General features: G+C 64.7%; 16 protein-coding genes. 4 read left to right on the forward strand and 12 right to left on the reverse strand.

The window, feature by feature from the left end; translation table 11 throughout:
• Positions 1-66: 66 nt before the first annotated feature.
• Together G5S42_RS33790 and G5S42_RS45870 are read left to right on the forward strand one after the other, a co-directional pair.
• On the forward strand, positions 67-1,467 hold the full coding sequence (locus G5S42_RS33790; RefSeq protein WP_176111106.1) for a pyridoxal phosphate-dependent decarboxylase family protein: 1,401 nt from the start codon (positions 67-69) through the stop codon (positions 1,465-1,467).
• A gap of 101 nt (positions 1,468-1,568) precedes the next feature.
• On the forward strand, positions 1,569-1,805 hold the full coding sequence (locus tag G5S42_RS45870) for an EamA family transporter (RefSeq protein WP_376777058.1): 237 nt from the start codon (positions 1,569-1,571) through the stop codon (positions 1,803-1,805).
• Positions 1,806-2,062: 257 nt separating this feature from the next.
• Here the strand turns inward: G5S42_RS45870 and G5S42_RS33795 are convergent, their stop codons facing one another.
• The gene (locus tag G5S42_RS33795; protein ID WP_176111107.1) at positions 2,063-2,698 is read right to left on the reverse strand and encodes a TetR/AcrR family transcriptional regulator; all 636 of its coding nucleotides are present in this window, start codon (positions 2,696-2,698) and stop codon (positions 2,063-2,065) included.
• 89 nt (positions 2,699-2,787) lie between these two features.
• On the opposite strand from G5S42_RS33795, the gene G5S42_RS33800 reads away from it, so the two are divergent.
• Positions 2,788-3,561 (forward strand): SDR family oxidoreductase, encoded by a 774-nt coding sequence (locus G5S42_RS33800; RefSeq protein WP_176111108.1) that lies wholly within the window; start codon positions 2,788-2,790, stop codon positions 3,559-3,561.
• Between the two features lie 127 nt (positions 3,562-3,688).
• On the opposite strand, the gene apnL is transcribed toward G5S42_RS33800, so the two are convergent.
• From apnL to G5S42_RS33855, 11 genes are all read right to left on the reverse strand, one after another.
• Positions 3,689-5,647: a D-apionate lactonase gene (gene apnL, locus G5S42_RS33805; protein ID WP_176111109.1), complete on the reverse strand. Its 1,959-nt coding sequence runs from the start codon at positions 5,645-5,647 to the stop codon at positions 3,689-3,691.
• Positions 5,644-6,723 (reverse strand): Gfo/Idh/MocA family protein, encoded by a 1,080-nt coding sequence (locus tag G5S42_RS33810; protein ID WP_246392262.1) that lies wholly within the window; start codon positions 6,721-6,723, stop codon positions 5,644-5,646. The genes apnL and G5S42_RS33810 overlap by 4 nt, the downstream gene beginning before the upstream one ends.
• A gap of 18 nt (positions 6,724-6,741) precedes the next feature.
• Positions 6,742-7,809 (reverse strand): ABC transporter permease, encoded by a 1,068-nt coding sequence (locus tag G5S42_RS33815; RefSeq protein WP_176111111.1) that lies wholly within the window; start codon positions 7,807-7,809, stop codon positions 6,742-6,744.
• Between the two features lie 11 nt (positions 7,810-7,820).
• Complete coding sequence (locus tag G5S42_RS33820; RefSeq protein WP_176111112.1) at positions 7,821-9,386, reverse strand: sugar ABC transporter ATP-binding protein; 1,566 nt, start codon at positions 9,384-9,386, stop codon at positions 7,821-7,823.
• On the reverse strand, positions 9,383-10,042 hold the full coding sequence (locus tag G5S42_RS33825) for a DUF2291 family protein (RefSeq protein WP_176111113.1): 660 nt from the start codon (positions 10,040-10,042) through the stop codon (positions 9,383-9,385). Before G5S42_RS33825 ends, G5S42_RS33820 begins: the two co-directional genes overlap by 4 nt.
• Before the next feature lie 78 nt (positions 10,043-10,120).
• On the reverse strand, positions 10,121-11,056 hold the full coding sequence (locus G5S42_RS33830) for a D-ribose ABC transporter substrate-binding protein (protein WP_176111114.1): 936 nt from the start codon (positions 11,054-11,056) through the stop codon (positions 10,121-10,123).
• A 66-nt stretch (positions 11,057-11,122) separates the two neighbouring features.
• Complete coding sequence (locus G5S42_RS33835; RefSeq protein ID WP_176111115.1) at positions 11,123-12,367, reverse strand: ribulose-bisphosphate carboxylase large subunit family protein; 1,245 nt, start codon at positions 12,365-12,367, stop codon at positions 11,123-11,125.
• Entirely contained in the window at positions 12,364-13,314 is a 951-nt protein-coding gene (locus G5S42_RS33840; protein WP_176111116.1) for an SMP-30/gluconolactonase/LRE family protein, read from the reverse strand. Before G5S42_RS33840 ends, G5S42_RS33835 begins: the two co-directional genes overlap by 4 nt.
• Positions 13,315-13,338: 24 nt before the next feature.
• Positions 13,339-14,367: an ABC transporter permease gene (locus tag G5S42_RS33845; RefSeq protein WP_176111117.1), complete on the reverse strand. Its 1,029-nt coding sequence runs from the start codon at positions 14,365-14,367 to the stop codon at positions 13,339-13,341.
• Positions 14,364-16,835 carry an ATP-binding cassette domain-containing protein gene (locus tag G5S42_RS33850; RefSeq protein ID WP_176111118.1) on the reverse strand — a complete coding sequence of 824 codons (2,472 nt, stop codon included), beginning with the start codon at positions 16,833-16,835 and terminating at the stop codon, positions 14,364-14,366. Before G5S42_RS33850 ends, G5S42_RS33845 begins: the two co-directional genes overlap by 4 nt.
• A gap of 15 nt (positions 16,836-16,850) precedes the next feature.
• Entirely contained in the window at positions 16,851-17,879 is a 1,029-nt protein-coding gene (locus G5S42_RS33855) for an ABC transporter substrate-binding protein (protein ID WP_176111119.1), read from the reverse strand.
• 216 nt (positions 17,880-18,095) lie between these two features.
• Here G5S42_RS33855 and G5S42_RS33860 point away from each other — a divergent pair, with 216 nt between their 5' ends.
• On the forward strand, positions 18,096-19,049 hold the full coding sequence (locus G5S42_RS33860) for a LysR substrate-binding domain-containing protein (RefSeq protein WP_176111120.1): 954 nt from the start codon (positions 18,096-18,098) through the stop codon (positions 19,047-19,049).
• Positions 19,050-19,052 lie beyond the last annotated feature (3 nt).

Raw genomic sequence — 19,052 nt, forward strand, 5'->3', positions numbered from 1 at the left:
TGAGAAACGTGACCGGTTTCTATTGCGCCCGCATGATCGTATGCCTAAACCTCCGGGACGAACCATATGACACTCGACGAAAGTGCAAAAGCAGCCGGACTGCTCCCGACCGCCGAACTGCTGCAGGACGCCGCGCAACGTGCGCTCGCTTATGTTCAGTCTGTGCATGACAGGCCGGTCAACGTTTCTACCCACGCATTGCGAGGCATGAACGAATTCCGGCACTCACTGCCAGACGCCGGGCTGGATGCACGTGAAGTCTTGCGCCGTCTCGACGAGGCTGGGTCACCCGCTACCGTCGCGACAACGGGCGGACGGTACTTCGGTTTGGTGATCGGCGGGGCGCTGCCCGCAACCATCGCGTCGAACTGGCTCGCCACTGCCTGGGATCAAAACGCGTGTTTTCGATGGACCTCGCCGATCGCGGCAACGCTCGAAGACGTCGCGCTACGCTGGATCGGCGACCTGTTCGGCTTGCCGGACGACATTGGAGGAGCCTTCGTTACGGGTGCCTCGATGGCGAACTTTGCGGCGCTGGCAGCAGCACGCCACGCCCTGCTATCCCGCCTGGGCTGGGACGTAGAGGCGAAGGGACTCTACGGCGCTCCGGAACTCCGTGTAGTCGTCAGTAAAGAGACTCACGTGACCGTCTCCAAGGCGTTGTCGATGTTAGGACTCGGACGCGAGCGGGTCATCGTAGTGCCAACAGATCACCAGGGCCGGATGCGACTCAGCGAGCTTCCGGAACTGGATGAGCAAACGATCGTGTGCATCCAGGCTGGCAACGTGAATACCGGAAATTTCGATCCGGCGCGCGAGATATGCCGCCTCGCGAGGAAAGCCGGTGCTTGGGTCCACGTTGATGGTGCATTCGGTCTATGGGCGCTTGCAAACCGTCAGTTCGACACTCTGACGGATGGCGTCGCCGAAGCCGACTCCTGGGCGACGGATGGGCATAAATGGCTCAACGTACCGTATGACAATGGCATCGTTCTAGTGCGCAGAGCTGCCACTCTGCGTGCGGCAATGTCGTTGAATGCCGCATACCTGGCAGAGGGCGATGCGACTGACCGGGAACCGTCGCACTACACGCCGGAATCCTCGAGACGAGCGCGTGGCGTGGATATCTGGGCCGCGCTTCTTAACCTGGGCAGAGATGGCGTTGCGGGGCTAGTCGAACGTACCTGCCGCTATGCCCGAATGTTTGCCCAAGGTCTCGAGGCCAGTGGCTTTGAAATCCTGAATCGTGTCGTACTCAATCAGGTGCTCGTCTCATTTGGTACCCCGGAGATGACGCGCGCCGTGATTAACCGTCTTCAGGCCGAGGGGATTTGCTGCTGTGGCGGCACAGTATGGCAGGGCCGCGTCGCCATGCGAATCAGCGTCTCCAGTTGGGCCACCACTGACACGGATGTGCAGACGAGCCTTCGGGCAATGATTCGCGCCGCGCAAGCAGGTATGCCGTGATGCCGTGCAGACACTGATCAGCAGCCTGGCTGCTTAACTGCTGACGATGGGGCGCGACGCATTTCCCGCGTCTATTTGTGGACTGATTGGTTCAGTTATCAATGGACGCTATTCATATAGCAGCGGCCCAGCTTGTTCCTTTGCTGTGGGGATTTCAGTTTGTCGTCGTAAAAGCGGGGTTCACGGTGCTGCCACCGCTATTCTTCGCTGGGCTGCGATTTGCCGTGATTGCCGCGATTCTCATTCCCTTCGCGGCACGAATCCGCGGCCCCGAGATTTGGCCGATCCTCCTTATTTGCTGTTTCATGGGGGGAGAAATTTCGCGTGTTCATTCATAGGATTGACGCAATCGCCGGCTGGAATTGCCGGGATTGCCAATCAGCTTTGGACGCGCGAGCGATAACGGAGGCGATTGGTTTGTCGAGACGTATGCCCGATTGAAGGACGCCCCCCCCGATGGGAGGTCCACGATATTCCGTGTGGTCACTCCATCATGCTGGATCGTCCGGCAGACCTGGCTGCGCAACTGCTGGCAGAAGCGACGCATTGAGGTTCGCGGTTCAGATTGCCTTTACACAATTCCGGACCAATGCACTCACGCAACCGGTTTCTTGCGACGAGGTTGAGGCCGAGGCCATGCCGACAGCGCAATATCAGCCAGCCGCTTCAATATTGCCCTGCATGCCCCGTCACAGGCTTGCGCCGACATGCCTTGCACAACCGCCTCGTAAAAGCGGGCGAGAGCTTCGGTGTCGGTCTCAGCGGCAAGCTCACCCTCGGCGACGGCACGGTCGAAGCGTGCCTTGACGGCCTGGAACCAGGACTCCCGCCGCTCGGCGACCGTCCGTGCGACGGACTCGCTCTTTTCGGCATATTGAAGAACAGCCGTGGAAATCATGCAGCCGCGCGGCCTTCCGGGGTCGGTAAAGCGTGCCGCGGCGTCGTGCAGGTAGAACGCTATCGCGTCGTAGGCCGGCATGTCTCCTTGCAGCGCTTCCAGCCACTGCCCGTTCTCACGCTTGCTGATATGGTCGACCGCCTGTCTGTAAAGCTCCTCCTTCGAGCCAAACGTTGCGTAGAGGGATGGCGGCGGAATACCCATGGCCTCGGTCAGGTCGGCTATCGAGGTGCCCTCGTATCCATGCTCCCAGAACAGCCGCGCGGCGATATCAAGCCCCACGTCGCGCTCCAGCAACCTCGGTCTGCCACGTTTTCGGGCGGGGTGACTCATTTTGTAGCGATTCCTATAAAAAACATTGACAGCGTGTTTTCAGCGTCATTAATATAACGATCACTATTCAATTCGGAAAGGAGTGAATGATGTCTGGAAAACTTTCAAGCAAAACGGCCATCATAACGGGAAGCTCGCGTGGTATCGGCCGTGCTGTGGCACTGGCCTTCGCGCGAGAAGGAGCCGCGCTCATCGGCGTGCATTACGGCAGCAACGCGGATGCCGCTCACGCCACCGTTCGCGAGATCGAGGCCCTCGGAGCAAAAGCCGTCGCCATCAAAGCGGACTTGAACCGCGGGAAGGAAGCAACGGACAGTATCTGGGAGCAGTTCAAGGCAGCTGCGATTGCCGCCACGGGCGAACCTCGGCTTGACATTCTAGTCAACAACGCCGGCATTGCACCCGGGATTCCCTTGTCCGAGACCAGTGAGGCGACCTTCGACGAGGTCCTGACGGTCAACTTCAAGGCACCGTTCTTTCTGATCCAGGCCGTTGCCGATCATCTCCGCGACAATGGACGAATTATCAACGTTTCGACCGGCTTTACGCGTGTGGCCGCGCCAACGCATCCCGCGTACGCCGCATCGAAGGGTGCCGTTGAGACCCTGACGCTGGCGCTTGCTCCTGAGTTCGGGCGTCGCGGCATCACGGTCAATACGGTCATGCCGGGTGTGACGGACACCGACATGAATGCGGAGTGGCTTACCGTACCGGAGGCGCGCGCCGGCGCGGAGGCCATGTCGGTATTCTCGCGAGTGGGTCGACCTGACGACGTGGCTGACGTGATCACCTTCCTGGCCTCGAATGACGCACGCTGGACTACGGGACAGGTGATCGACGCGACCGGCGGCGCCCGGCTCTAAGCATTGCGCCCGGGATTAAGCACGCCGAAGTGCAGAACTAGCGGCGACCTCGCAGCGCGCGGCAAGTACGAGCCCGGCGGTTGACTGCCGGGGTCTCCTTTTCAAGCAGGTTGTCCTGTCTCACGTTTCACAAAGACACCCCGATAACGAACGCATACGGGCGCAGCACCACCGGGCGAGTAAGCTCTACCGACGCGCTCCCCCGCATGTCGCCCGCCGCTCGCACCGTCTCCTCGTCGCTGATGAACGCATCGAGAGGCACATCCCGCCCACGAAACGTCAGTCGGACTGTACGCGCACGGTCAGTCAGATTGGCCACCACAATGCGAATGCGCCCTTGCGCGTCACGCGCGGCGATACATGCGACCGCGGACGGCTCCGCCGCCCTGACGGCAACAGGTAGCCTGTGTGATCCCGACATAGCGGCGAGCGCGCGGGCAACTACATACATCGGATACCGCGTCACCCCATCGCTGACGTCTGCGAGACCCCGCTCTCCCGTCAACGCACCCAGCGTCAATGTGTCGATCCGCGCCCCTTCCAGCGCCGCCGCATAGCCGGCGAGCCACGCGCCCCCGAACAGCGAGGTCTGGCGCGGATCGAAGCCGGCCATCGCAATGCGTTCGCGGTGCGGATTGGGCATCACGCGCGAGCCGTACGGATTCTGGCGCATGCCGATCGACACTGGTCCGATCGAGTAAGGCTGTGCGCCGATCAGCGAGCGGCATGAACGGGTGATATGTGGAATGGCTTCGAGCGTTTGCATCACGCTACGATCGTCGGCCGCGTGGACGATCGGACAGGTCGCGTGAGTCACCCAGTCCACGAGTTCAAGCGGCGGACGCTTGCGATTGAGTTCAGTGAAATAGCTCAACATCCCGCCGCCGATCCGGAGTCCCGGCAAGGCCGCGCGCGCGGCGCGATAGACGTCGTCGAGGGCGGGACACGGCGGGCTGATGCTGCCCGGCGGATTCGACTGCCGATGCACGGACGGGCTGACGACGATACCGACGATCTGCAACCCCGCGGCCTCGATCAGCGCGGCCAGCGCATTCAGTTCGCGCCGCGGATCATCGGCGCCCGGCAGCGCGTATTCGAGCACGGCCGGCAGATTCGCGCACCGCCGCAAGGCCGCGAACCGCTCGAGTTCAGCCAGCCCGTGGCCAGCTACCGGATCGAAGCTCAACATGATTCGTTGCGGGGCCAACTCGGCCAGCAGCTCAGGATGCGCGAGCGCAGCATCGATCTCGCTTGCGGCGATTGCGATGCCGAGTGCCGGCATCGTCTCGCCCCCTGCCAGCGCGAGGTCGAGCGTGATCGTCGTGAGGTCGTCCTGCGCCGGGATCGACGGCGCGCGTGCGCTGCCCGGCCAGACCCCGCTCCTCTCCGAGACGCTCAGCGTCACGCTCTGGCGCTGCGTGGAACCCGCTTCCAGCGTATAAGGCCAAGGCAACGCAAGCGGCCGCGAGTAGGTTTTGAACGATGCGTCAGACCAGTTACGCTGGTCTTCCATCTCGAACACGTCGCCGGTGAATGCGCAGCGCACCGTGAGCCCGCAGGCGAGATCGTGTTCGATCGCGAGGATGTCCTTGAACGGCTGCCACGGATCGATCAGTTCGGGAAACGCGGATTCCTCACGTGTTCCGTCGCCATGCTCGACACGCGCCGGCGCGCCCGCCACGCCGTCGATAGGATGCAGCACGCAGAATCCACAGCGGGCCGTCAGAAAAGCATCGTGCGCGGTGACGGATGCGTCGAATCGCAGCACGCCATCAGCCGAACAAACGATGCCCAAATCGTAGTTCAGCACCTGTCCATCAGGATTCGCACACTGGGCCCGATAGACGAGCCGGAAGCCGTACTCGTCCTCGTCGATTCCGACGGCCGCCAGCAGCGGACGACAGGTGCCCCAGTCCTTGTCACGAACGAGGAACGCAACCGAGCGGATCACTTCGACGCCGCGATAGCGAATCTCGCGCAACGCGCCGTCGACCAGCAGCGCCGACCAAGGGCCGGCAAGCACGCTGCGCTCCTGCTCCCTGGCCTGCGTGGTGCCGTATCGGGCCATCGCGAGGTCCACGCTCATCGCGTCCCCTTCGTGTCGGCGCCGAACATCTCCGACATCTCGATGCTGCGTCCTTGCCGCGCCGACAGGTAGGTCGCGTCGACGAGCGCGAGCGTCGCCAGGTTGTCGCGCCCGCTGGTGGCCGGCTCGACGCCGCGCCGCAGGCAGTCGATCCAGTGTGACTGAATGCTGGCCACGCTGCCCTGAATCGCTTCCCAAGGCGCGCTCGCCCATGACAGCGCAGGCGGTGTCACATCTCGCAGTTCGGTTCCCGCGGCGTTGTGAATCTGCAACCGGTAGTCCGCGAACAGGCGCAGCGTGCCGGCCGAGCCATCCACTTCGATCAGCGTTTGCGGAAACAGCTCGCGGGGCAGCCGCGTCGCGTAACTGCAGTCGACGATACTGTTCACGCCCTGCTCATGACTCAGCATGATCGTCGCGACGTCCTCGCCGTTGATCGCCGGATTCACGCGCGATGTGCTCGCATACAGCCGCTTCACTTCGCCGAACAGAAACCGCGCGATATCGAGTACATGAATGCCGAGATCCTCGACGATGAAACGCTCGCCTTCGGCCAGATAAGGTTGACCGCTGAACACGTCGAACCCGGAGCGGAACGACACCCGCCCCCAGAACGGCCGGCCGATCTCGCCGCGATGCAAGGCCGCGCCGACCGCCTGGATCGCGCTTTGCCAGCGGAAATTCTCGTGAACCATCAGCGGCACACCCGCGTCGTTGCATGCGTCGACCATCGCGCGGGCATCTTCGAGCGAGCGCGCGAATGGCTTCTGACAGATAACCGCGACTTTGGCCCGTGCGGCAAGTTCGACAAGCGCCTTATGGCTCGCCACCGTAGTGGCGATATCGACGAAATCGAGCTGCTCGCTTTCCAGCAGCGCGGCGGCATCCGTATAAAGACGCTCGATACCGAACTCACGCCCGGCCGCATGTAGCCGCGATTCGTCGGCATCGCACAGCGCGACGATGCGCGCGTCCTCGATATCGCGCCACGCATGCAAATGGTTACGCGAGAAAAACCCGCAGCCGATCAGCGCGCCTTTGAACACGTTCTGCTCTCCGCTAGACATGGTTTGCATGCTCGCCGCACTCATCGCTCAAGCCCCCGTCGTCGCTTGCTTCTGCAATGCGAAGCGCTGCTGCACGCGCCGCTGGAGCTGGTCGACGACGACTGCCGCGACGATCACCACACCCTTGATCACGGTCTGCCAGAACGCGCTCACGCCCATCATCACGAGCCCGTCCGACAGAATCCCGATCACGAATGCACCGATGATCGTGCCGCCGATCTTGCCGCGCCCGCCCGACATCGAGGTGCCGCCGAGCACGGCCGCCGCGATCGCGTTGAGCTCGAAGGTCTCGCCGCTCATCGGATGCGAGGCGACCAGTTCCGACGCGATGATCAGGCCGACGATCGCCGCGCACAGCCCCGAGAACATATAGACGAACATCTTCACGCGATTGACCCGTACGCCGGACAATTGCGCCGCGCGCTCGTTGCTGCCGACCGCATAGATCTGACGGCCGAGCGGCGTGCGCCCGGCGATGTACGCGGCGAGCGAGCCGACCGCGACCAGCAGCCAGATGGTCAACGGAATCCCCAGGATGGTCGCCGAGCCGATGATCGGAAAACCGGTGGTGCGATAGTCCGGATTGCCGGTCAGATTCGGAAACGTCTCGCCATTCGACGACAACAGCGCGGCGCCGCGCGCGATATACAAGGTGCCGAGCGTCGCGATGAACGGCGCGACGTTCAGCCGCGTGATCAGCAACCCGTTGATCGCGCCGACCGCGACGCCGCTCAGCAGCGCGACGATGATCACTTCCGGCACGCTCAGGTACAGCGTGTACTCGTCGCCGAGCGGAATGCCGTGCAGGATCAGTCCGCCCGCCACCATGCCGGACAGGCCGACGATCGACCCGACCGACAGATCGATGCCGCCCGCCACGATCACGAAGGTCATACCGATCGCGAGAAAGGCATTGAGCGCGACGTGGCGCGACATGATCAGCAGATTTTCCCAACTCAGGAAGTTGTGCGCCGCGAACGAGAAGAAAATCACCACCGCGAACAACGCGATGAACGTGCGCAGCTTGAGCAGCAACAGAAGCGGCGCCTCGCTCAGGCTCGCGCCCGGTGCCTCACCCTTCAAGATGATCGCCATCCGGTTCTCCCTCATACAGTGATTGTGTCGGTGGATGCGCTCGCGTGAGCCGTGCGATGCCCGATCGCCGAGGCAGCGACGAGCGCGTGCTGGGTCGCCTCGGCCGCGTCGAACTCGGCGGTCAGGCGCCCGTTCGACATCACCAGAATGCGATCGGACAGCGCCATCACCTCTTCGAGATCCGACGTGACGAATAGAATGCCGAGCCCTTTCACGGCCAGATCACGCATCACCTTGAAAATGTCCGCCTTCGCGCCGACGTCGATGCCGCGGCTCGGCTCGTCCATCAGCAGCACGGTCGGCGTGGTCATCAGCGCCCGCGCGATCACCACCTTCTGCTGGTTGCCGCCCGACAGCGAGCTGACCGGCAACCGCCAGTCGGCGACCTTGATCGCGAGTTCGCGGATGTACTGGCCGATCGTGCGCTGCTCACGCGCGGAATCGAGGTGAAAGCCGCGCGCGAATTCGGAGAGGCTCGCGATCGTCATGTTCTCGCCGATCGACAGCACCGGCAGCAGCGCATCGGTCTTGCGATCCTCTGGAATCAGCGCGATGCCCGCCGCGACCCGCGCCGCCACCGGCTTGCCCTGCAGCGGCTTGCCGTTGAGCACGACCTCGCCAGCCGCCTCGCCGTGACAGCCGAGGATGCATTCGAACAGCTCCGAGCGGCCCGCGCCCATAAGTCCGTAAATGCCGACGATTTCCCCGGCATGCAGCGTCAGCGACACATGATCGACCGTGAAGCCGTGGGTCTTGCCCGGCAGCGACACATCGCGCACGCATAACACCGCCGCGCCGCGCGCATGGCCGATCGGCCGCGAGAAATCCTTGGTGTCGCGGCCCACCATCTGACGCACGATCCACGGCACGTCGACCTGCGCCATCGGCTGATGACCGGTGATACGGCCATCGCGCAGCACCGTGATGTAGTCGCCGATGCGGATCAGCTCCTCCAGCCGATGCGAGATATAGACGATCGCGACGCCCTGCGCTTTCAGCTCGGCGATCACCCGGAACAGCACCTCGACCTCGGCCGCGCTCAGCGCCGAAGTCGGTTCGTCGAGAATCAGCACGCGCGCATCGTGCGCGAGCGCCTTGGCGATTTCGACGAGTTGCTGCTGGCCGATGCGCAGGTCCTCGACCAGCGTGTCCGGACTCAGATCGAGTTCGAGACGCGCGAGCAACTCACGCACGCGCCGCCGTTGCGCGTCGATGTCGATGTGCACGCCGGCTCGGGTGATTTCGTGCGCGATGAAGACGTTCTCGGCAATCGACAGGTTCGGAAACAGATTCAGTTCCTGATAGACGATGCCGATGCCGCGCTGCAGCGCTTGCGCGCTGCTCTCCAGTTCGATCGGCGCGCCGTCGAGCATCAGCCGTCCCGAGGTGGGCTTCTCGGCGCCCGCGATGATCTTCATCAGCGTGGACTTGCCCGCGCCGTTTTCGCCGACCAGCACGTTGACGGCCGCGCGCCGCACGGCGAAGTTCACTTCTTTCAGCGCGATCGTGCCCGGATAGACCTTGGTCACCGCCTCGACCTGCAGAATCACCTCGTCCTGCGCAGGTGTCGCACTCATCGCTTGTCTCCCACCGCGATCGCGAGCGGCACCACTTCGGGCTGTTCCGCCGACGAGTCGTAGGAGAACGCGCCCGTCACGGTAATTTCCTTGCCTTTCAGACCGTCGCGCGGCAGCGGCTTCATCACGTGCGTCGCCGCATAGCTGTTGAGCGCGGTGCCGAACTGCGCATATTCGATCTGATTGCGAAAGCTCTCGAATGAAATGAAATCGAGCGTGTCGCGCAACGTGGTGCCGAGCACCGTGGGGCCGACATCGACGATCACATCGACCTTGCCGTCGCCGTCGACATCGACGCCGACCGTGCCCTGGCTCGACTGCGTGTCCACTTCGACGATCTTGCCGTGCAGCCTGGTCGGGAAATTCCACGGCGCGCTGTCGTCCTTGCCGCGATAGCCGTACTTGCGGCCCGCTGCGTCCGGGTCCGCCTTGATCGCGTCGCGCAACGCCGGGTAGTCGGTCGCGCGTTTCTCCACGTCGGGCAAGATCTTCGTGGCCCACATCGATGCGACCATCGCGTTCGGATCGTAGCCCGCGGATGAGTACGCATCGCGCGAATGTTTCGACGCCTGCGCGTCATGCTTGACCAGCTTGCAGCCGGTCAGCGCACCGCTCATTGCGATGACGATGAGCGTGCCGCAGATGCAACCTCTCATGGTTCACCTCATGCCACACCGATGGAACAGCATGTCGCGCCGCGAGGATAGACCCCGGCATCCTCACGGCCTCTGCACTCAGCGCAGCGCGAACAGGTCGAGCTTGCCGGCGTTCGCTTTGGTGATCAGCGTGCAGTTGATCAGCTGCTTTTCGGGCTTGCCGGTCGAGCCAGTCTTCAGATACTTGTCGGCCTGTTCGACCGCTTCGTTGGCGGCCAGCGCGGCCGGTTGCAGCACGGTCGCGCGGATTTCGTCGCGCTTGATCGCATCGCGCACGTCGTTGCTGCCGTCGAAGCCGACCACGATCACGTCCGGCCGCTTTGCCGCTTTCAGCGCGGCCGACGCGCCCATCGCCATCGTGTCGTTGCCGGCGATCACGCCTTTGATGTCGGGATGGCTCTGCAGAATCGTTTCCATCACCCGATACGCTTCGGTCTGACTCCAGTTCGCCGATTGCCGCTCGACCATCTTCATGTTCGGGAACTGATCGATCACGTCGTGATAGCCCTTCGAGCGGATGCCCGCGTTGATATCGGACTCGCGCCCGACCAGCTCGACGTAGTTGCCCTTCTCGCCCAGCGCCTTGACGAACGCACGGCCGCCCAGTTGCGCGCCCTGATAGTTGTTCGACACGATCTGCACGACCGCGATGCCGGTCGCATTGATTTCGCGGTCGATCAGGAACGATGGAATGCCCGCGTCCTTCGCTTTCTTGACCGCCGAGATCGACGCTTCCGAACCGGCGTTATCCAGCACGATCGCCTTCGCGCCGCGCGCAATCGCGGTGTCGACCAGTTGCGACTGCTTGTTCGCGTCGTCGTCGTGGACCAGCACGATGGTGTTGTAGCCGAGCGCTTTCGCGCGAGCATCCGCGGTATCGGCTTCGGCTTTGAAGAACGGATTGTCGTGCGACGGGGTGATGATGGCGATCAGGTCGGCGGCCTGCGCGCTCGTCGTACCGACGAGCGCGAGAGCGGCCAACGCGAAGGCGAACAACTGCTTCGATGCTTTCATGGTCTGTCTCCTGTGTACTTCGTTATCGGGTACAGCTACACCAAGCACTGCATCTTGCACATCTGCTCACTTCCAGAATTCCAGCGCACCTGCCAGCGCGTGGCTGCGCTCGGCATGACCCGCTAGCGGCACGCCTTCCATCGCCGCGATCCACGCTTCGCGCAATGCCTCGACGCCCGCGGCCACGCCCTGCGGATGGCCGAAGATGCCGCCACCCGCCGTATGGATCAGATCCGCGCAGCCGATTGCCGCATACGTGTCAGCCGCTTGCAATCCCGTCTGGCCCGAACTGAACACGGGCATCGCGCGCATCGGCGCTGCGTCGAGCGCCGGCGCGAGCACCGCGCGCGCGGCGGTGATCACGCTGTCGTCCGATTCGCTGAACTTGTTGCGCAGCCCATTCACGTGCAGATGGTCCGCGCCCGCGAGACGCCAGAGCTTTTGCCACGGCGCGTAGTCCCACCCCAACGCTTCGCAGCGGGTCAGATAACCCCAGCCCGCGCGATGCGCGTGAATCGGCAACTGGCTATGGCGTCGCAATTCGTGCAGCCCGACGAGACCGACCGAATTGAGCACCGCCATCACGCAGGTGCCGCCTTCGGCCAGCACCAGATCGTGACGACGCTTCATCTGGTCGAGATCGCCGGTCAGATTGAACGCGACCATCACCTTCTTGCCGGTGCGCTCCGCGTGCTCGTTGACGACCCGCATCACGGCGCGCACGCGCTGGTCGAACGGACAATGCGGACCATCGCCCTGCAGTTCGTCGTCCTTGATGAAATCGATGCCGCCCGCGACCAGCTCCTTCACCTGCTCGGCGGTTTCTTGTGGAGACAGGCCGACGCTCGGCTTGATGATCGTGCCGATCAGCGGGCCGCGCGTGACCCCCGACAGCCGGCGCGTACCATCGATGCCGAACGCGGGCCCCGGATAGGCGGCCGCGAACGACGCCGGCAGTTGCAGATCCTTGAGCCGCAAGCCCGACACCTGGCGCAGCTCGAACAGATTGCCCGCGACCGTCGACATCAGGTTCGGCAGCGACGCGCCGAAGTTCTCGATCGGCCACGACAACTCGAGCAGGCACTGCGTATAGCGTCTCGACCGCACGCCGCCGCTCAGACTGGGCGTGTCGCTGTGACCGAGCCGCTCCAGACGCTCGACCCGGGCGCCCGCGCGCGCTTTCAGTTCCGGCGTCTCGTTGGGCAGCGCGATGAAGGTGCCGCTCGACTGCTCGCCGGCAATCACGTCGGCGGCCTCTTGCGGGTCGACGCCGGTTTCCAGCCAGTAGGTCGCGTGGATGCGTTCGGTCACGATGGGCTCCTTGACGATTCGTGTTCGGATGGAGCGGCCGGTCTGCGTGCGCCGGTGACAGGCAGCCTGACCGCATAGAGCGACGTGGTCGCGCAAATGAAAAGCTGGTTGTGTTGCGGGCCGCCGAACGCGACGTTGGCGACCGGTTCGGGTGTGAGAATCTTGCCGAGCAGGGTGCCGTCCGGGTGATAGCAATGCACGCCGTCCGCCGCGCCTGCCCACAGCCGCCCCGCGCTATCGACACGCAGGCCGTCGAACATGCCGTTCGTGCAACTCGCGAACAGCTCGCCGCCGCGCAGTTCGTGCCCGCTGACCTCGAAAACGCGGATATGACGCGGGCCGTTCTTCACATGGGTGACGCCGCTGTCGACGATATAGAGCCGCTGCTCGTCCGGGCTAAAGGCGAGACCGTTGGGGCGGATGAAGTCATCGGCGACGATCGCGCATTCGCCGCTCTCCGCATCGATGCGGTACACGTGGCACGCGCCGATCTCCGAGCGCGCCGCATGGCCCTCGAAGTCATCGTCGATACCGTAGGCCGGATCGGAGAACCAGATCGATCCGTCCGACTTCACGACCACGTCGTTCGGGCTGTTCAGGCGCTTGCCCTGATGGTGAGAGGCGAGCGTCGTCACGCTGCCGTCGTGCTCGATGCGCGTAAGCGAACGCGAGCCATGTTCGCAGCGCAGCACACGTCCTTCGCGATCGAGCGTGTGGCCGTTCGCATAGCACGCTGGCGTGAGGAATACGCTGACGCGGCCGTCGGTTTCGTCCCAGCGCAGCACGCGATCGTTCGGGATATCGCTCCACAGCAGATAGCGGCCCGCCGGCACGTACACCGGTCCTTCGGCCCAACGGCATCCGGTGTACAGCCGGTGCACGTTCTCGCTGCGCCGCACGCAGCGGCTGAAGCGTTCGTCGAGTTCGAGAAAGTCACGCTCTGACATGGCCTGATCGCTCCTTCGTGCCGCTCAAGCCGCCGGACGCGTGATGCCGCCACCCGCCGGCGGCGTGGCCGAGCGGGCTTTGCGGATCGAACGGCGCAGCGCGCCGCCACCCGCCAGCGCGAGCACGGTGATGATCACGACGCCTTGCACCACGTCCTGGATGCCCGGCTGCAGCCCCGCGATCTGCATCGTCGTGACGACCAGCACGAGCAACATGCTGCCGATCAGCGTGCCGAGCGGCGTCGCCGAGCCGCCGAAGATCAGCGTGCCGCCGAGCACCACCGCGCCGAGCGATTGCAACAGGTATGGCTGGCCCATTTCGAGGAACGCGCCGCCCACATAGCCGCCCAGCAGCAGGCCCGCGACCGCGGCCAGCACCGAGCTGGTAAAAAACGCGCTCGCGGTCACGCGCGCCGTGGGTACGCCGGCGAGCCGCGCCGCGCGCAGGTTCTGTCCGACCGCCGACAACATGCGGCCGTACGCGGTGTATCGAAGCGTCACGCAGAACAGCGCGGTCACGCCGATCGCGACCAGCACGATCACCGGCATCGCACCGATGCGGCCGGTCGCGATGAAGTGAATCGCAGGCGCGACCTTGAAGCCGGGAATCGCGCGATTGGCGAGCAGCGTCGCGGTCGCGAGTATATAGCCGGTGGCCAGCGTCGCGATGATCGCCGGAATCCGGCAGAGCACGACCAGCGCACCGTTCACCGCGCCGACCGCGAGACCGAGTCCGAGCGTCGCCGCAACCCCGGCCACGAGCCGCGCGTCGCTGCCGCCCATCACGATCAGCGCGAGATACGCGGACAGCGTCATCACGCTCGCGATCGACAGATCGATGTTGCCGCGCCCCGTGGTCACCACCGCCATCTGGCCGAGCGCGCACAGCGCGAGAAAGGAACTCGACACCGCGACGCCCGACAGCGAGCTGACGCTGAAATTTCTGGTCACGACCGACAGCGTCAGCCACAGCAGCACGACGGCAAGCGCGGCCCACGCCCAGCGATTGCGCGCGGTCCAGTCCGCCAGGTGTCTCGAAGTCGAGCGTTTCATTCTTCACTCCCGTTCCGGCTGACCAGCGCACGCAGCGCGAGGATCACGACCAGCAGCGCACCTTGCACGGCCGCGTTGAAATCGGAGCTGACGTTCAGCGTGCCGAGCAGCGCGCCGATCAGCGCGAGCGCGACGGAGCCGGCCACCACGCCGGCCGGCGAGATGCGCCCGCCCATCAGACTGCAGCCACCGATCACGACACCCGCGACGCCGAGCAGCGTATAGCTCGACCCTGCATTGACGTCACTCGCGGTGTTGATCGCGGTGAGCGCGAGGCCCGCGGTGACGATGAATGCGGCGGCGAGCACGTAACGCACCGCTGCATAGCGCGGCGCCGACCAGCCGGCGCGCGCCATCGCGACCGGATTGTTGCCGAACGCGCGCAGCGTGACGCCGAGTGGCGAGCGGTCGAGCATCCAGGCGGCGAGACCGGCGACGACGATCAGCACCAGCGAAGTCGGCACGCCCGGTATCTGCCACGTGAACAGCGCCGACAGCCATGCGGGGCTCGCGCCGCCCGGCGTCGGTTGCAGCGTATGGCCGATGCCCATCCAGATGAACGACGCACCGAGCGTGATAACGATCGCGGGAATGCGCCGCGCCTGGATCAGCCAGCCGAGCGCGCTGTAAGTCGCCATCGCGGCGACGAGGCTGACCACGCCGAGCGTCGGCTGGTCGAACAGAAGCGTCGCGCTCAAGACATTCACGAGCCCCGCGAACGCGCCTGCGCCGAGGTCGATTTCACTGCCGCCGACCACGAACATCTGCCCGAGCGCGACCAGCACCAGCGGCAAAGCCGGGCCGAGCAGCAGATCGAGGCCGAACACACCGGCGGCGGCCGGGTTCGCGAGCATCATCGCGGCGAATACGAGCGCGAGACTGATGAACGGCGCCATCCGCACGACGCGGCGGGCGAGCACGCCGGTGCCCACGCGCGAGGCGGCAGACGCGGCGGCCGTGCCGGACGGCTGCACGAACGACGCATCGACGATGGCCTGCTCGCTGATGCTCGTGCCGTCCAGCTCGCGCACCACGCGGCCGCCGGCGAACACCAGCACCCGGTCGCATTCGAGAAATTCGGTGTCTTCGGTCGAGTGCCACAGCACCAGCCGGCCCGAGCGCGCGACCTCGGCGACGAGCCGGTAAAAGTCGCGCTTGGCCGCGATGTCGACGCCGCGTGTCGGATCGTCGAGCAGCACGATCGGGGCGTCGGAAACGAGCGCGCGGGCCATCAGCGCCTTCTGCTGATTGCCGCCGCTCAGATCGAGGATGCCCGACGCGAGGCGGCTCGCGTCCAGCCGCAATTGCGCTGCAGCGTCAGCTGCGATGCCGCGCTCGCCCGCCGGCGTGACGAGGCGAAACGGCGAGCCCGCCGCCAGACTGCCGATCGAAATGTTGGAGAGCACCGTCCACAGCGGAAACACGCCCTCGCGCTGACGGTCGCCCGACACGAAGCTGACCGCGCCGATGCGCTCGACCTTCAGCGCATCGCGTCGCGCGGCCGCGAAAATCTGGTGCAGCACCTCTTTCTGGCCGCTGCCTTCGAGACCTGCGAGCCCGACGATCTGGCCGCGCCGCAGCTCGAACGTGTTGCTGCCGGCCGCGCCGCCAGCGAGTCGCAGGCAGACCTCGGCGGTGCGACCCGTGGTGCCCTCGGCAGGCTGCGCATCGCCCGCCTCGCGCAGCGCGGCGGCGGCTTCGCCGCCCATCAGGCGCACCAGCACCGGCACCGAGGCATCGGCGACCGGGCCTTGCCATTCGAGCCGGCCATTGCGCAACAGCACCACGCGCGTCGCCACGTCGACGATTTCGTGCAGCTTGTGGCTGATGAAAATGAACGCGAGCCCTTCGAGCGCCTTCGCATGAATGTAGGCACGCAGTTGCCGGCTGCGCGCGAGGCCGAGCGACGAGGTCGGCTCGTCGAGGATCACGAGCTTCACGCGCGGCGCGGTGACCGTGCGGGCGATCTCGACCATCTGCCGCTCGCCGATCGGCAATTGCCCCGCTTCGGCGTCCACGTCGATGCCGTGACCGGGGAACACCGCGTCTAGCGCTGCACGCGCGCGCTCACGGTAAACGCGGCGCCAGCCGGGCCGCGAGCGCGCAGCTTCCGGCGCTTCCAGATAGAAGTTCTCGGCGACCGACAGGTTCGAGCACAGCGACAGCTCCTGATGCACGATGCGAATCCCGCGTTGCTGCGCGATGCCCGCATCGTAGGCGCTGCCGGCGGGCGCTTCGTCGCCGAAGTCGATCGTGCCCGAGTCGGGCGGCGTGGTGCCGCACAGCATGCGCATCAGCGTGCTCTTGCCGGCGCCGTTGCCACCGACCAGACCGATCACGTCGCCGCAGGTCACCGCGAGCGAAATGTCGTCGTTGGCGCGCGTCGGGCCGTATACCTTGGTCAGATTGCTGGCGCGGACCACCAGCCGCGCGCGGTTGTGCAACTGCACAGTGTCCTCGCGGTTCATCACGCTTGCTCCGCGTTACTTGCTGGCCAGCAGATTCTTGTCGACCCAGACCTGCGTGTAGGTGGGGCTGATGATCATCCCGGACGGGCTGTTCACGAAGTCCTTCAGGTTGTCCTGGGTGACGGTGGCCACCGGCATGATCATCTTCTTCGGCGGCTGCGCGCCCTTCACGAGCGACAGGCTCAGATAGAACGCCGCCGCGCCGATGCCGGGCGTCGTGTTCATCGAAATCGTCGTATAGCCGTTCTTTTTGTTCTGCGCGTCCCACCATTTAATGAAGTCGGTGCTGCCGCCGCCTTCGATCACCGGCATCTTGTCCTTGTACTGGCCGCCGTACTGCTCGAACGCCTGGGCGATGCCGAAGTCGTCGCTGCCGCCCTGGCCGAGCACCGCGTCGACATGCGGCAGACTCGGCAGCACGTTGGCGATCGCCGACTGCGCGACCGACGCGGTCGCCTGCCCGTACACGGTCGCGACGACCTTGACGTCCGGATAGTGCTTCAGCACCTCGACCTGCGCGTTGTACATATCGTTGTCCGGCGCCGAGCCCTTCACGCCGCGCACCTGGATCACGTTGCCCTTGCCGCCGATCTTCTTCATCACCCACTCGGCTTCCTGCTTCTTGTAGCCGGTGAAGTCGAAATTCAGTTGGTAGTTGCACGGCGCGCTCGCGACCGAGTCGAACGACACGACCTTGATGCCGGCCTGACAGGCCTTCTGGATCATCCCGTTGACCGCGGTCTCGGAGGCCGCGTCTACGGCGATCGCATCGACTTTCTTGAGAATCAGTTCGGCGATCTGGCTGTTCTGCTGCGCGACCGAGCCGTCGCCGTTGACGACGATGTAGTCGGCGATCTTGCCTTCCTGTTTCGCCTGCTTCGCGGCCGCGTCGAACGAGTCGACCATTTGATGCCGCCAGGTGTTGCCGTAGTACGCATTGGCCAGTGCGATCACCGGTTTGTCCGGTGACGCGACGGCGTTCGGCGCGAGCGTCGACACGAGCGCGAGTGCGCCGAGCGAGGCGGCGAGGGTTCTGAGTTGCATGTCTGTCTCCTGATTTTCGACCTGTCGCCGAGGCCCGGCGCGGACGGTTCGAATCTGTGCATTCGTCTTGTTTGTGAATGCACTTTAGTCACGCGGGAACGGCCGAACAATCGATTTGTTCTCAGCAAGCTGTGAGAAAATCTCATACGATCCAGAGAAATCACGTACAAGGATTCCGCGCCGACAGGGCTCCCCTCGACGGACAAGGAGACATTCATGCACACCCCCCGCCCCTCCCTGAACGCATTGCGCGCGTTCGAAGCCGTTGCGCGGTTGCGCAGCATGACGCTCGCCGCGCATGAGTTGTGCGTGACGCATGGCGCGATCAGCCGGCAGATCAAAACGCTGGAAGAAACGCTCGGCCTCACGCTGATCGTGCGCTCGGCGCAGTCATCCGATCCGACGCCCGAGGGCGCGCGCCTCGCCGAGGGACTCAGCGCCGCGTTCAATCTGATCGATGCGAGCATCGAGCAGCTGAAGCCCGAACCGCTGACGCTGTCGTGCTCGGCGTCGGTGATGATGTACTGGCTGATTCCGCGCATTGCGGGCTTTCATCAGCGCTATCCGCAGACGGAATTGCAGTTCAACATGAACTACGACCAGATCGATTTCGTGCGTGACAAGATCAGCGTGGCGATCCGCGCGAACACGATCGAACCGCCGAAAGACGCGCTCACGCGCCAGCTGATGGACGAATGGATCGGCCCGGTCTGCTCGCCCGCGTATGCGCAGGAGCACGGCCTCGCGACGCCGCGCGACCTCGCACGCGCGGCGCTGCTGTCGACCAGAACGCGCCCGGAAGCGTGGTCCGACTGGTTCAGCGCGACCGGAGTCGATGCGCTGCCTGAGGACGCGGCCGGCGCTTACGATCACTTTTATCTGCTGATTCAGGCTGCCGTGTGCGGCCTGGGCGTCGCGCTCGTGCCGCAGATGCTGGTGATGAACGACCTGATATCCGGCAAGTTGTGCGCGCCGTTCGGCTTCGCGCGCGGGCCGCGTCAGCTGGTGCTATGGGTCGCGCCGCATCTGCGCGCGCATGCGGAGGTCAAGCAGCTGGAGCAATGGCTGACCGCGGAGATGAACGAAAGTCTGAAAGAGATGACCGCGTTTCTGGCGACGACGGAGCACGCTGACGCGCGCGGCGCCGCGCACTTGCACGCGCCAGGTTGAGGG

The sequence above is a fragment of the Paraburkholderia youngii genome (genome assembly GCF_013366925.1).
Classification (GTDB): Bacteria; Pseudomonadota; Gammaproteobacteria; order Burkholderiales; family Burkholderiaceae; genus Paraburkholderia; species Paraburkholderia youngii.

What these genes read in the sequence shown, in the direction of transcription:
- apnL (WP_176111109.1), bottom strand. Translation starts at nt 5,647, where the DNA reads ATGAGCGTGGACCTCGCGATGGCCCGATACGGCACCACGCAGGCCAGG.
- G5S42_RS33810 (WP_246392262.1), bottom strand. Translation starts at nt 6,723, where the DNA reads ATGCAAACCATGTCTAGCGGAGAGCAGAACGTGTTCAAAGGCGCGCTG.
- G5S42_RS33860 (WP_176111120.1), top strand. Translation starts at nt 18,096, where the DNA reads ATGCACACCCCCCGCCCCTCCCTGAACGCATTGCGCGCGTTCGAAGCC.
- G5S42_RS33830 (WP_176111114.1), bottom strand. Translation starts at nt 11,056, where the DNA reads ATGAAAGCATCGAAGCAGTTGTTCGCCTTCGCGTTGGCCGCTCTCGCG.
- G5S42_RS33850 (WP_176111118.1), bottom strand. Translation starts at nt 16,835, where the DNA reads ATGAACCGCGAGGACACTGTGCAGTTGCACAACCGCGCGCGGCTGGTG.
- G5S42_RS33855 (WP_176111119.1), bottom strand. Translation starts at nt 17,879, where the DNA reads ATGCAACTCAGAACCCTCGCCGCCTCGCTCGGCGCACTCGCGCTCGTG.
- G5S42_RS33800 (WP_176111108.1), top strand. Translation starts at nt 2,788, where the DNA reads ATGTCTGGAAAACTTTCAAGCAAAACGGCCATCATAACGGGAAGCTCG.
- G5S42_RS33790 (WP_176111106.1), top strand. Translation starts at nt 67, where the DNA reads ATGACACTCGACGAAAGTGCAAAAGCAGCCGGACTGCTCCCGACCGCC.
- G5S42_RS33820 (WP_176111112.1), bottom strand. Translation starts at nt 9,386, where the DNA reads ATGAGTGCGACACCTGCGCAGGACGAGGTGATTCTGCAGGTCGAGGCG.
- G5S42_RS33815 (WP_176111111.1), bottom strand. Translation starts at nt 7,809, where the DNA reads ATGGCGATCATCTTGAAGGGTGAGGCACCGGGCGCGAGCCTGAGCGAG.
- G5S42_RS45870 (WP_376777058.1), top strand. Translation starts at nt 1,569, where the DNA reads ATGGACGCTATTCATATAGCAGCGGCCCAGCTTGTTCCTTTGCTGTGG.
- G5S42_RS33845 (WP_176111117.1), bottom strand. Translation starts at nt 14,367, where the DNA reads ATGAAACGCTCGACTTCGAGACACCTGGCGGACTGGACCGCGCGCAAT.
- G5S42_RS33840 (WP_176111116.1), bottom strand. Translation starts at nt 13,314, where the DNA reads ATGTCAGAGCGTGACTTTCTCGAACTCGACGAACGCTTCAGCCGCTGC.
- G5S42_RS33795 (WP_176111107.1), bottom strand. Translation starts at nt 2,698, where the DNA reads ATGAGTCACCCCGCCCGAAAACGTGGCAGACCGAGGTTGCTGGAGCGC.
- G5S42_RS33825 (WP_176111113.1), bottom strand. Translation starts at nt 10,042, where the DNA reads ATGAGAGGTTGCATCTGCGGCACGCTCATCGTCATCGCAATGAGCGGT.